The organism is Spirosoma agri (assembly GCF_010747415.1).
GTDB lineage: Bacteria > Bacteroidota > Bacteroidia > Cytophagales > Spirosomataceae > Spirosoma > Spirosoma agri.
In genome coordinates this window covers 1,166,805-1,179,185 of the sequence record NZ_JAAGNZ010000002.1, presented here as the reverse complement: position 1 = coordinate 1,179,185, position 12,381 = coordinate 1,166,805, and the positions used below count along the sequence as shown (strand labels likewise).

Annotated in this window: 12 protein-coding genes; 9 read left to right on the top strand and 3 right to left on the bottom strand. The window is 52.0% G+C overall.

Annotated features, from left to right (window positions below):
• The 8 genes from GK091_RS21540 to pfkA all read left to right on the top strand — a co-directional run bounded on the left by GK091_RS21540 (nt 1) and on the right by pfkA (nt 8,191).
• Entirely contained in the window at nt 1-477 is a 477-nt protein-coding gene (locus GK091_RS21540) for a GNAT family N-acetyltransferase (protein WP_164041936.1), read from the top strand.
• A gap of 56 nt (nt 478-533) precedes the next feature.
• The gene (gene pseI, locus GK091_RS21535; RefSeq protein WP_164041935.1) at nt 534-1,613 is read left to right on the top strand and encodes a pseudaminic acid synthase; all 1,080 of its coding nucleotides are present in this window, start codon (nt 534-536) and stop codon (nt 1,611-1,613) included.
• A 55-nt stretch (nt 1,614-1,668) separates the two neighbouring features.
• Entirely contained in the window at nt 1,669-3,171 is a 1,503-nt protein-coding gene (locus tag GK091_RS21530; protein ID WP_164041934.1) for a lipopolysaccharide biosynthesis protein, read from the top strand.
• 42 nt (nt 3,172-3,213) lie between these two features.
• Nucleotides 3,214-4,059: a class I SAM-dependent methyltransferase gene (locus GK091_RS21525; RefSeq protein ID WP_164041933.1), complete on the top strand. Its 846-nt coding sequence runs from the start codon at nt 3,214-3,216 to the stop codon at nt 4,057-4,059.
• Between the two features lie 6 nt (nt 4,060-4,065).
• On the top strand, nt 4,066-4,872 hold the full coding sequence (locus tag GK091_RS21520; RefSeq protein ID WP_164041932.1) for an FkbM family methyltransferase: 807 nt from the start codon (nt 4,066-4,068) through the stop codon (nt 4,870-4,872).
• On the top strand, nt 4,869-6,176 hold the full coding sequence (locus GK091_RS21515) for a glycosyltransferase family 4 protein (protein ID WP_164041931.1): 1,308 nt from the start codon (nt 4,869-4,871) through the stop codon (nt 6,174-6,176). Before GK091_RS21520 ends, GK091_RS21515 begins: the two co-directional genes overlap by 4 nt.
• 79 nt (nt 6,177-6,255) lie before the next feature.
• Entirely contained in the window at nt 6,256-7,023 is a 768-nt protein-coding gene (locus GK091_RS21510; RefSeq protein ID WP_164041930.1) for a glycosyltransferase family 2 protein, read from the top strand.
• Nucleotides 7,024-7,216: 193 nt separating this feature from the next.
• Nucleotides 7,217-8,191 carry a 6-phosphofructokinase gene (pfkA, locus tag GK091_RS21505; RefSeq protein WP_164041929.1) on the top strand — a complete coding sequence of 325 codons (975 nt, stop codon included), beginning with the start codon at nt 7,217-7,219 and terminating at the stop codon, nt 8,189-8,191.
• Between the two features lie 80 nt (nt 8,192-8,271).
• Here pfkA and GK091_RS21500 read toward each other — a convergent pair whose 3' ends face one another.
• Complete coding sequence (locus tag GK091_RS21500) at nt 8,272-9,051, bottom strand: YdcF family protein (RefSeq protein WP_164041928.1); 780 nt, start codon at nt 9,049-9,051, stop codon at nt 8,272-8,274.
• Between the two features lie 102 nt (nt 9,052-9,153).
• On the opposite strand from GK091_RS21500, the gene GK091_RS21495 reads away from it, so the two are divergent.
• Nucleotides 9,154-10,644 (top strand): thioredoxin-like domain-containing protein, encoded by a 1,491-nt coding sequence (locus GK091_RS21495; RefSeq protein ID WP_164041927.1) that lies wholly within the window; start codon nt 9,154-9,156, stop codon nt 10,642-10,644.
• 30 nt (nt 10,645-10,674) lie between these two features.
• Here GK091_RS21495 and GK091_RS21490 read toward each other — a convergent pair whose 3' ends face one another.
• Together GK091_RS21490 and GK091_RS21485 are read right to left on the bottom strand one after the other, a co-directional pair.
• Nucleotides 10,675-11,586, bottom strand: coding sequence for a DUF58 domain-containing protein (locus GK091_RS21490; protein WP_164041926.1), 912 nt, complete (start codon nt 11,584-11,586; stop codon nt 10,675-10,677).
• 186 nt (nt 11,587-11,772) lie between these two features.
• Nucleotides 11,773-12,213 (bottom strand): septal ring lytic transglycosylase RlpA family protein, encoded by a 441-nt coding sequence (locus GK091_RS21485; RefSeq protein WP_164041925.1) that lies wholly within the window; start codon nt 12,211-12,213, stop codon nt 11,773-11,775.
• Between the last annotated feature and the right edge of the window lie 168 nt (nt 12,214-12,381).

The window sequence follows — 12,381 nt, the reverse complement described above, 5'->3', positions numbered from 1 at the left end:
ATGCTCACCTGCCGCAAAGCCAAGCCCACTGATGCACAACGTTACTTCGACTGGGCTAACGATCCCGATACGCGCCGACAGTCCTTCAACTCTGCACCTATTTCCCTGGAAACGCACACAGCCTGGTTTTCGCGAAAACTAGTCGATGCCAATGCGCTGCTGTTTGTCTTTGAGAATGAAACCGGTCAGGCCGTTGGGCAGGTGCGCTTCGAGCGAACACCGGTCGCCGATATGCCCGACGAAATCATCATTGGCGTGTCTGTCGATGCCCGGTTCCGGGGTCAGGGGCTAGCCAGTCAGCTGATCGGTCAGGGGTGCGACGCCTGCAAACAAGCGTGGGGGGCCGTCACCGTTCATGCCTACATCAAACCTGATAATCAACCCTCCGTTCGTTCGTTTGTTAAGGCAGGGTTCGCATTCTCGCACGAAAGCGGTAAATTTGCGAACTCAAGTTTAGTCTTTACCAAGACCGTGTAAGCATTCGGCGCTGTTTCACAAAAGTCGCATCCGCTACTGATACGGTTTCACCAATTATGACAGCAACTCAACCGATTCAGGTTGCCCACTATACGATTAGCCCAGCGCACCGCCCGTTTGTTATCGCCGAGATGTCCGGAAATCACAATCAGTCGCTCGACCGGGCGCTCGACATTGTTGACGCGGTGGCCGATGCCGGTGCCCATGCGCTCAAGTTACAAACCTACACGCCAGACACGATCACGTTCAACGGGGCCTCCGAAGAGTTTTATATCCGGGATGCCAAATCGCTCTGGGCCGATAAAAATCTGTACAAACTGTACGCCGAAGCCTACACACCCTGGGAATGGCACAAGCCCATTTTCGACCACGCGAAAAAGCGCGGCATGATTGCTTTCAGCTCACCGTTCGATACCACCGCCGTTGACTTCCTGGAATCGCTTGATGTACCGCTCTACAAGGTTGCTTCGTTTGAGAACACGGATCATATTCTGCTGAAAAAAATCGCGCAGACGGGTAAGCCGGTCATCATGAGTACGGGTGTCGCGTCGGTAGCGGACCTCGATGAGTCGGTGAAGGTTTTGCGGGCCAACGGTTGCAAGGACCTGATTCTGCTTAAGTGCACAAGTACCTATCCAGCGACCCCCGAAACGACAAACCTCCATACGATTCCGCACATGCGGCAGTTGTTCGACGTTCCGGTTGGGCTCTCGGATCATACGATGGGCATTGGTGCGGCAGTGGCGGCAGTGGCACTCGGCGCGGTAGTGCTCGAAAAACACGTCACCCTACGTCGGGCCGATGGCGGTGTCGATTCCGCCTTTTCGCTGGAACCGGACGAGCTGAAAAGTCTTGTCATTGAAACCGAACGGGCGCAGCTGGCCATGGGACAGGTTAGTTATACGCTCACGCCCAAAGAACAGAAAAGCCTACAGTTCAAACGGTCGCTCTACGTCGTGCAGTCGATGAAAGCGGGCGAATCGTTTACGCCGGATAACGTGCGCAGCATCCGCCCCGCCAATGGGCTGCACACGCGCTATTACGACGACGTTCTTGGTAAAACGGCCACCATCGACATCGTGGCTGGTACCGCGCTGACGTGGAACTTAGTTGAAAGCGAAAGAGTGAATGAGTGATTCAGTGAATAGCTGACGCATGTTTTCACTCATTCACTCTTTCACAAACTAGCACGTGGGTATCATTAAACGGCAGACCATTCAGAGTTCAATTTACGCTTATGCCGGTGTAGGTGTTGGCTTTTTAACCCAGGGCGTTTTTTTTCCGCACCTGCTCAGCAAAGAGCAGATCGGATTACTGTCGTTGCTGATTGCCGTATCGCAGGTGCTGGCGCAGGCATCCAATCTGGGCCTCAATAGCGCGGGCGGCCGTTATTTCCCCTATTTCCGCAACATCGACCGACAACACAATGGCTATCTGTACATTGCTACGTTGACGACCGTTGTTGGCTGTGGTGTTTGTGCCCTGACCCTGTGGCTGGCCCGTCCTTGGGTGATTGAACATTACCAGACTCAATCGGCGCTGTTTGTCGATTATTACTACCTGCTCATTCCGCTGATGTTGTTCACGGTCTTTTTCGCCGTTTTCGACACCTACGCCCGCCTGTTGTATGACCCCGTTACGGGAACGCTGCTTCAACAGCTGGTGCAGCGCGTGCTGGTCCTGATCGCCGGTGGTCTGCACTGGTTCGGCTGGGTTACTTTTCCGCAGTTTCTGTTTTTTTGGTTGCTCGCTTTTTTCGTGCCTTTGGTGCTGATGATCTACAGCGTAGCGCAGGACAGCGCACTTTTTTTCAACCGCCGTTTTGTCGCGGTCAGTCCCGAACTGCGCCAGAACCTGATTCGCTACTCGGCACTCACGTTAACCACGGCGTTATCAACGCAGATCATCTGGACCATCGACAAAGCCATGCTCAGCACGAGCAAAGGATTGGACGATACGGGTGTTTACAGCACGGCTTCCTATTTTGCCAGCGTTATCGCGTTACCAGCCACGGCCCTGTACAAAGTATCTGGTACGCTCATTGCCGAGTCGTGGAAGGCAAACGACCTGGATAATATCATGTCCATCTATCGCAAAAGCTGTCTGAATCAGCTCATTGCGGGATGCCTCGTTTTTGTGGGTGTAGCGGTCAATCTACCCACTATTTTTGCCGTGTTACCCGCCGGTTACGAAGCGGGCTATTACGTAATTTTGTGGCTAGGCCTGAGCAAACTGATCGACATGGCTACCGGCGTCAACGGGGTTATCCTGAATACGTCGCGGTATTATGCTTATGATTCTGTCTTTTTCGTTCTGCTCATCTTCGTTACGATTCTGGCCAATAAACTGCTGATCCCCCAATACGGCATGAATGGTGCGGCTGTTGGTGCGGTGTTAGCAACATTCCTGTATAATTTTGCGCGTACCCTGCTGGTTGGGATTAAATTTGGCCTGCAACCGTTTTCCTGGCGCAATCTGGCCGTTCTTGTGCTGGCCGGCTTGATCTGGTTTCTGATTGAACGGGTGCCGCATGGTACCGGCTCCTGGTGGTGGATAGGCCTTGACGTGGCGTTGCGGTCATCGGCCATAACGATCCTGTTTCTGTCCGGCATTTATGTGTTCAACCTCTCACCTGATGCGACCGAACTGATAAACTCCGTCTGGCTGCGCATCCGAAAAACGATCGCCCGCTAACGCCCTAAACGAACCGTAGTCTTATACTAGTCATTCTGCCTTATGCGAAAACTCCTCATTCAATTGTTCGGCCTCGATTTGCTCTACAAAGTCCGCAAAGCGCCCGCCGTTAATTTCCTGCCCCGAATCAGGCAGGCCAGCCGAAGCTACAACCACCGGTATGGTCAGATTCTGCGCTGGGGAGTCAACTCACGCGAGGATACCAACTTTACGTACGAGTTAACCGACGATAACCTGCTGTATCTGGCGCATACCGTAGCAGTGGTAGCGAACGTCAAGCCCGAAACCGTACTGACCTACATCAACGAGGCCCGAAACGACGTAGCCCTTCGTGACTACATTCTGGAAAAAACCAGAACATCGTCGTATCGCCGGGTGGCCGATCTGCGTGTTGAGTTTGGTCGGCGGCTGGGCTGGTATGCGCTTGTGCGGCTGCTCAAACCCGGCGTAGTGATCGAAACGGGCGTCGACAAAGGCTTGGGAGCGGTTCTACTCTGTTCGGCCCTGTTACGGAATCGGGCCGAGGGGAAACCGGGTCGCTATTATGGCACCGACATTGCTCCGAAAGCGGGTTACCTCCTCGATGGTCCTTATAAGGAAGTGGGTCAAGTGCTGTACGGCGATTCACTCACCAGCCTGAGAGCGTTCAGCGAACCAATCGATCTGTTCATCAATGACAGTGATCACTCGTCGCAGTACGAACACGATGAGTACCGGGTCGTGTTGCCCAAACTAAGTGCAGCGGGCATTCTTTTAAGCGACAATGCCCACGAAACGGGCGTACTGGCGCGGTTGTCGCTGGAAGTAGGTCGTAAATTCGTTTATTACCAAGAAGTTCCCAAAGATCACTGGTATCCGGGTGCTGGTATTGGCTTTTCGTATTCGTAGGCATTTATGTGGCTTTTTCGCTATCTCTTCACGAACCTCTACCGGGCGATCCAGACCTCGAACGGGCGACTGCTGCTGTGGTTATTTTTCCGGTATGCCGGTCGGCCACGTCATCAGAGTGGTATGATTCCGTTTTTGCAGTACCGCTTTCAGGTGCCGGATGCGCTCTCGTTCGTTTGGCAGTTCAAAGAGATTTTCGCCGACGAATCCTACCGCTTTCAAACAAACAGCCCTGAGCCGGTTATTCTGGACTGCGGGGCCAACGTTGGGTCGAGTCTGGCTTACTTCCGGCATACGTACCCCCAGGCGCGTATCATTGCGTTCGAAGCTGATCCGGACATTGGCGCTATTCTCGATCAGAATTTGCGTACCAACCGGATCGAAGGCATAGAGGTAGTCAATAAAGCAGTATGGATCGACGAAGACGGCATTGATTTTGGGAGTGGCGAAGCCGATTCAGCGTCCTTGTTTTCGGAAACCAATCGTCGGCGTGTCCCATCGGTTCGGTTACGGGATTACCTGCTGCGCGAACCGCGTATCGATATGCTCAAAATTGACATTGAAGGGGCCGAAACGGATGTGCTGATTGATTGTCGGGATGTGCTGACCAACGTCCGGAATCTGTTCATCGAATATCATTCCTACATCGGGCATCCGCAAAGTCTCGGCACCGTCGTGCAGATTCTGGAAGAAAATGGCTATCGCTATTACGTCGACAGCAACCAGTCGCGCGTTCGCCCGTTTGTCAACCACCGGTACAAGAACAACGCGGTGATGGACCTGCAACTCAACATTTTTGCCTATCGCCCGTGAGAGTTACGCACCTGAGCACCTACCATCTTTTTGGCGGAGCAGCCGTAGCGGCCAACCGGCTGCATCAGGCGTTGTCGAACGTTGGGCAGTACGATGGTTCGGTTGAAAGTACCCTGCTCGTCGGCACCTCGAACCGGCAGGAAAAACACCGTCCTGGGCCGGGCGTGACCTATTTAGCCAATAATTTTCTGGCCGAGCAGACGGCCTTTGGTCGGTTTGTGGCCGAGCGTCTGTATTTCCTGCCCTACGAACGCGACCGATCCGTCCGCTTTCAGTTTTCACCGGCGGCCTTTGGCGCCAATCTGAACTTCCACGAAGCCATTCAGCAGGCCGATATTCTGCATCTGCACTGGATCAACTTCGGCTTTCTGTCGCTCGACGGGTTACGCGCGCTGTTTGAGTTGGGGAAACCCGTTGTCTGGACCCTTCACGACCAGTGGGCGTTTACGGGCGGGTGTCATTATTCGCGGGGCTGTGCTCACTTCCTGACCCATTGTCGCCAGTGTCCATACCTGAAAAAACCCGGTGAGCAGGACTTGTCGTACCGAATTTTCGAGCAAAAAAAAACCGTCTTCGCGAACGCCAATGTGCATTTTACGCCCCCCAGCCGGTGGTTATCCGACGAGGGAATTCGCAGCACGCTACTACGGAATTTTCCGTTTACGATCATTCCCTACGCGATCGACCAGCGTATTTTCCAACCTATTGATCGTCAGGAAGCCAACCTCCGCCTAGAGATCCCGGACAGTAGCTCGTCGGGCCTCACTCCGGCAAGAGTCTTATTTGGCAGTGCCAACGTAACTGATACGCGCAAAGGCTTTCGGTATTTTGCCGAAGCCTTACAGTTGCTCCATCAGCAACACCCTGCTCTGAATCTCGAAGTACTCGTATTCGGGAAAGGGCGCTCTTATCTGCTGAATGAATTGCCGTTTACGGTCCGGCACCTGGGCATCCTCACGAGCGAAGACGCGATTGTGGCGGCCTATAACGCAGCCGACGCGATGGTTGTGCCATCGCTGGAAGATAACCTGCCTAATACCGTTATTGAATCGCTGTCCTGCGGAACGCCCGTGATTGGCTTCCGGACGGGGGGCATTCCCGAAATGGTCGACCATCAGCAGAATGGGTATCTGGCCGATGTCGGCTCGGCGCAGCAGCTGGCCGACGGCATCGCGTTCGTCCTGAACCACCCGAATCCGGAAATCTTACGTCAACAGGCCCGCCAGTCGGCGCAGGAGCGATTTTCCGAAGCGGTTGTAGCCAGACAGCACATTGAACTCTATGATAAACTAATGAATGGGTGATTGAGCGTTTGGGTGATTATACTAGCTGTCGGACGGCTAATCACTTGTTCACTCAATTACTAAACTACTCATTCAACCTATGCCAACGGTATCGATTATTACCATCACATACAACGCCGAGCGGTTTCTGGAGCGAACGATCGATAGCATCGTCACGCAGGACGCAACGGATTACGAGTACATTGTGATTGATGGGGGGTCGACCGATGGAACGCTGGCCACAATCAGGCGTTACGAAAGCCACATAACCCATTGGGTGTCCGAGCCCGACAGCGGGCTCTACGATGCCATGAACAAAGGGTTACACCGGGCAGCGGGCGATTATGTCTGGTTCATGAATGCCGGTGACGAGATCTACGACGCTCAGACACTGACCAATTTGCTGGCGAACATCAAAGCCAAAAGTGGGGATGTTTACTACAGTGATGCGTTGTTCGTTCGTGACGATGGAGACCGACGATCTGGTGCCGCCGTTGGCCTGAGAAGTGTTGTTACTCCGCACGTACTACCGAAACACCTGACCTGGCGCGACATGAACCTAGGCATGAAAGTTTGTCATCAGGCTTTTGTAGCGAAGCGTTCTCTAGCGCCGGATTACCCAACCGATAATTTAAGCGCCGATCTGGACTGGGAGATCAACTGCCTGAAAGCAGCCAAAAAAATCGAGTACCTACCCTTTGTGCTGTGTAAGTATCTGGTGGGAGGCTTGTCGGTGCAGCAACATCGCCAGTCATTAATCGACCGGTTTAAGGTACTGGCAGCCCATTTTGGCATGTTACCGACCCTGGTCAATCATGGTCGCATTGTCTGGCGTGCGGTATCGTACAAAGCAAAGAGGAACATATAAGCAGCCTGTCGGCATACCGTAAGCCCGGTGCTTTATTATTTTCAATTCTGTGCTTTTTATGAAATTTACACGAATCAGAAGGGAAATTGCCGAAAGGATGCCTTTAGATTGTGAAATGCGGATAAATTTGCGGGGTTTATTACAAGAAAGCCCTAGTTTCTTGTCCTTTTCCTGTAAAAAATAGACTTGATCAATGAAAAGAATTGCTGTTTTTACCTCGGGTGGTGATGCGCCGGGTATGAACGCCTGTATCCGGGCCGTTGTCCGGGGAGCGGTCTATCACGGTCTCGAAGTTTTTGGTATACGCCGGGGATACAGCGGGATGATAAATGGTGATATTTTTCAGATGTCCTCCCATTCGGTGAGCAATATTGTTCAGCGCGGTGGTACCATTCTGAAATCGGCCCGTAGCAAAGAGTTCATGACGCCCGAAGGTCGCGCTAAGGCCCACGAGCACCTGCAAAAGTTTGGTATCGAAGGGCTGGTCGCTATTGGTGGGAACGGTACGTTTACCGGTGCTACCATTTTCTTCGACGAGTACGGCATACCAACGGTTGGGGCTCCCGGCACCATCGATAACGACCTCTACGGAACCGATCACACGATTGGTTTCGACACCGCCGTTAATACAGCCCTGGAGGCCATCGATAAAATTCGGGACACGGCCGATTCGCACGACCGGATCTTCTTTATCGAAGTAATGGGCCGCGATTCGGGCTACATTGCCATTCAGTCGGGGATTGCGGGCGGGGCGGAGCTGGTCATGGTTCCTGAGGTACTGACGCCAATCTCTGAAGTCGTCGAAACCCTGAAATCGGGCTGGAGTCGTCAGAAGTCCTCGTCGATTATCGTGATTGCGGAAGGTGAAGAGGAAGGCAACGCAACCGAAATATCCGAGAAAATTCGCGCGCAGGTACATTCAGACATCGATATGCGCGTCACGACGCTGGGACACATCCAGCGGGGAGGCATACCAACGGCCTATGACCGCATTCTCGCCAGTCGGCTGGGCCTTGGGGCGCTGGAAGGCTTAATGAACGGCGAAAAGAACGTTATGGCGGGTATTGTCAACAACGAGCTGGTTTATACACCCTTCCGGGATACGATCCGCCTGCCGAAGCCAATCAGTGAGGATCTGCTTCGGATGGTCAAAATTTTAAGTGTTTAACTGGCTTAGAAACGTATCACGGGTTTAACCCCTTTGTAGCTGAACGACGGGTTAAAACCCGTGGTACGTCTTTAAGCCAGTTAAATGTAGCCGACAAGCCGATAGGTGGTGTAGCCGACCAGTTCCTTCACCAGGTAATAGGCATTGGCGAAGGGTTCTTCGTGGGGCAAAAGCCATTCACTCGGGGCAAAGGACCGTCGACTACTCATAAATGCGCCCGGAAAGGGAAGGGCCAAAATGCCCTCCTTGCGAAAGCACCCGAGCGCCCGGCGCATGTGAAAGGCTGATGTCACTACTACATATTGGTAAGCGGGAAAGCGCTTGCGCAGTAGCTTGGCCGAGAAAACGGCATTCTCGCGTGTGTTTCTCGATTTGTCTTCCAGAATAATATCGGCGGGACGAACACCGGCAGTTTCCAGAAAACGAGCGATCATCTGGCCTTCGTCGTTAACATCCCGTTCTTGAAACGGCAGATCGCCGGACCCACCGCTGATCAGGATTTTCTGCACAACGCTCGTCTTGTACAAATACAGCGCCTGCCCCGCCCGGTCGGCTTCGTGGCTCAGCAGATACCGATGGTCAGGCGTTTCTTTTTTGGTATTGGTCATGCCACCCGTCAGTACGACAGCCACGCGTTGGGTCGAATCAGCCGGTATCACTGTCGGCGGGTATTCCCACGCCAAGGCTAACTCATTCATTAGAAAGGGATTCCCAAATACGTAGAATACCAAGAGTGCCACAAGTACCATTCGACGCCGGAGCAGCGCCTTCTTCGTAAACAACGCCACTACTAGCGCAGTCAAAAGCCAGCCCGCTGGCGTCAGCAAATAATACAGCGTCTTAGAAAAGAAATAAAACATAGACTAGAGTTAGCGTAGCAGGCGTTTTTAGAGAGGCTAAATTCCTGAATTAAATCATGTAAATTTGTCTCTATTCAGCCGCGAAGATACGTAACCGCTTGTATGAAAAACCTCCTTGTTACCCTCTTTGGCCTGTTCCTGGCAATCAGCTTGCAGGCGCAGTCAACTAATGCGTCCACCCAATCTGAGGGTTTTAAAATTACGGCCCACATCCAGGGCATTAAAGACACAACCTGCGTATTGGCGCACTACTTTGGCGCGGGTCAGTATATTCCGAAAGATACCGCCCGTATCGATGGCACCGGCAACCTGGTTTTCGAAGGTAAAAAGACGTTGCCGCAGGGACTCTACATTGCCGTGATGCCCAAGGGTAAGAATCCATACATCGAGCTATTGATCACTGATGATCAGAACTTCTCGTTTCAAACCGATACGGCTGACGTAATCAAAAACATGAAGGTGAGCGGTTCGAAAGAAAACGAGCTATTTTACACCTACCAGCAGGAACTTGGCAATTTTTACAGCGAAGCAAGAGGGCTTGAAACGCAGAAGAAACAAGCGACCGATGCGGCTTCTTCGGAAGCGGTAGCCCAAAAGATGAATGACTTACAGAAAAAGGCGCAAGGGTATCGGGAGCAGTTTTTCAAGGATAATACGGGTACATTTGCCGTTAAGCTGCTGAAAGCATCAGCCGAACCCGAGGTGCCACCCGCGCCTAAACTGGCCAGCGGACGACCCGATTCGGTGTGGGTATTTAATTACTTCAAAGGTCATTTCTGGGACGATTATGACTTTACCGACGAGCGCTTTGTTCGTACGCCGATCCTACAGAAGAAAATAGATCGTTACCTGAAAGAACTGACCGTCCAGACGCCTGATTCACTCATCAAGGAGGCCGACTTCATGGTAAGTAAAGCCAGAGCCGGGAAGAACAAAGAAATTCTGTCGTATGTAGTCTGGTACATAACTAGTCAGTACGAACAACCCAAGGTGATGGGTACGGACGGTCTGTTTGTCCATATGTTCGAGAAGTACTACGCTACGGGTATCATGCCCGTTTCGGATTCCTCGACCATCAAGAATATTGGCGAACGGGTCAAAACGCTCAAACCACTATTGGTCGGTAAGATCCTCCCGGCACCCGTGGTCAGCGATACGCTTCGCAAGCCTATCCCGTTCCAGACGATCAAATCCGATTATACCGTCGTCTTTTTCTACGATCCTCATTGCGGCCACTGCCGCGAGAGTGCGCCTAAACTGCAAAAGTTCGTGGATACGTACAAGGGCAAAGGCGTAGAAGTGGTCGCCATTGCCATCGATCAGACACCCGAAGAATGGAAGAAGTTCATTCGTGAGTTTAAGCTGGGCAAAGCCATCAACGGCTATGATTATGCCGCGCGTACTGACTACCGGCACCAATATGACGTCTGGACAACCCCAACGGTGTACGTACTCGATAAGAATAAGAAGATCATTGCCCGCAAACTTCCCGTCGAGCAGATTGAGGATTTTGTGCTCTTTCACAAACGCCAGCAGGCTGCCCAAAAGCCAGCGGTTGCGCCAACCAACGCGAAAGCCAGTTTAAAAAAATAGACGTAACGCGGACGAATGTCCGCGTTACGTCTACCTCATTTTTGTTCGTTTCACCAGATACGAGGTCAGAATCTGATCGAATCCCTGGGCAATATCGGCCTCGATAAAGTCGATCTTGTACTGGCCGCACCGCATCTTCAAATCCTGAAAATACGACTTGACGGCCTGCTGGTACGTCTCGCGAACCTGCCCTGGTTGAAGCTTTACCGTTTCGCCCGTTTCGAGATCGATAAATTCGTAAGGGCGTTCATCGAACGCAAAATCCTCTTCGGTTTTTTTGTCGGTGACGTGAAAAAGCAGCACCTCGTGGAGATTATGCCGTAAGTGCTGAAGGGCCGAAAAGAGCGCATCGGCCTTGTCCGCATTTTCGAACATATCACTAAAAATAACCACCAGCGACCGCTTGTTGATCTTTTCGGCCACCTGATGGATAACGTCAGCCGCCGATGTTTTGCGCAACGGTTTGGGTTGCTGCATCAGCTGATCCAGTTGCGTAAACAGTTTATGAACGTGCGAAGGCGTTGACTTTATGGGCGTCTGTATGTCAATGGTATCGGCAAACGTGGTCAGGCTGACCGCATCTTTCTGGCGCTGGAGCATGTAGGCCAGACAGGCAGCTGCCATTACACTGAATGTCATCTTCCCATAATTTGCCTCCGGGTAATACATCGATGACGACGTATCGATCAGCAGATGGCAGCGGAGATTCGTTTCCTCTTCATAGCGCTTGACAAACAACTTTTCGGTCTTGCCAAATACTTTCCAGTCAATGTGCCGGGTCGTTTCGCCGGTATTGTAGAGTCGGTGCTCGGCAAATTCGACCGAGAATCCGTGAAACGGTGATTTATGCAGACCGGTAATAAATCCTTCGACTAACTGACGGGCCAAAAACTCGACATTGCCGAACGAGCGGACCTGTCCCAGATTAAGAGTTTGTTTCATAGGTATGCCGGATTGGGAGCGGAATATGTCGCATTAGTTAGCTAACGAAGTGACAAACAGCCAGCGTGCCTACAAACTACAAATCCTGGACCGTATAACAAAAAAGAACCGTTCAGCGCCCGCGTCAGGAATTGCACGGATGAGCGTTGAACGGTTCGACAGCGCGGACCAAATGTCCGGATTTTCTTACAGCACCGGCTCCAGCAGCGGCTGAAAAGCATCAGGTGTGTTGATGGTTGCCGACGGTACGAGGGCCGCGAGGGCCTGCCCTTTTCCAACAACCCGAAGTGACACATTGGCAACCCCTCTGGAGACCATACCGAGCGCCTGAGCAGCCGCGTGCGTGAGATCAATAACACGACTCTTTGTAAAAGGGCCCCGATCATTGATTCGTACAACTACTGAACGCTGGTTATCGAGGTTTGTGACTTCAACCAATGTGTTTAATGGTAATGAACGGTGGGCACCTGCAAGGGATTCCGCGACAACGCGTTCACCATAAGCGGTCTTGCGACCATTGAACTTCTTGGAATAAAAAGACGCTTTGCCTTTCTGTATGAGGCTCGGGAGAGCCTCCGCCGGTTTAATGCTGTTAAAAAACAGCATCAGGGACATGATATAACTCATACAGCTTTTGGTTACGTGAAAAAATAAACGAAGGCGAATCAGTTGTATCTTCCGATCACCCCCGTCTCCAAAAAGTGCAATTCCTTTCAAACAAAGCTACGTTAAACGATCCTAATTACCAAGCATTTAGCGAAAAAACTGTAGAATGGCCTCCACAACTCTGTTGAT

Bases quoted from the DNA above. Each gene is read 5' to 3' on its own strand.
- GK091_RS21540 (WP_164041936.1), top strand. From the start codon at position 1: ATGCTCACCTGCCGCAAAGCCAAGCCCACTGATGCACAACGTTACTTC.
- pseI (WP_164041935.1), top strand. From the start codon at position 534: ATGACAGCAACTCAACCGATTCAGGTTGCCCACTATACGATTAGCCCA.
- GK091_RS21525 (WP_164041933.1), top strand. From the start codon at position 3,214: ATGCGAAAACTCCTCATTCAATTGTTCGGCCTCGATTTGCTCTACAAA.
- GK091_RS21520 (WP_164041932.1), top strand. From the start codon at position 4,066: ATGTGGCTTTTTCGCTATCTCTTCACGAACCTCTACCGGGCGATCCAG.
- GK091_RS21510 (WP_164041930.1), top strand. From the start codon at position 6,256: ATGCCAACGGTATCGATTATTACCATCACATACAACGCCGAGCGGTTT.
- pfkA (WP_164041929.1), top strand. From the start codon at position 7,217: ATGAAAAGAATTGCTGTTTTTACCTCGGGTGGTGATGCGCCGGGTATG.
- GK091_RS21500 (WP_164041928.1), bottom strand. From the start codon at position 9,051: ATGTTTTATTTCTTTTCTAAGACGCTGTATTATTTGCTGACGCCAGCG.
- GK091_RS21495 (WP_164041927.1), top strand. From the start codon at position 9,154: ATGAAAAACCTCCTTGTTACCCTCTTTGGCCTGTTCCTGGCAATCAGC.
- GK091_RS21490 (WP_164041926.1), bottom strand. From the start codon at position 11,586: ATGAAACAAACTCTTAATCTGGGACAGGTCCGCTCGTTCGGCAATGTC.
- GK091_RS21485 (WP_164041925.1), bottom strand. From the start codon at position 12,213: ATGAGTTATATCATGTCCCTGATGCTGTTTTTTAACAGCATTAAACCG.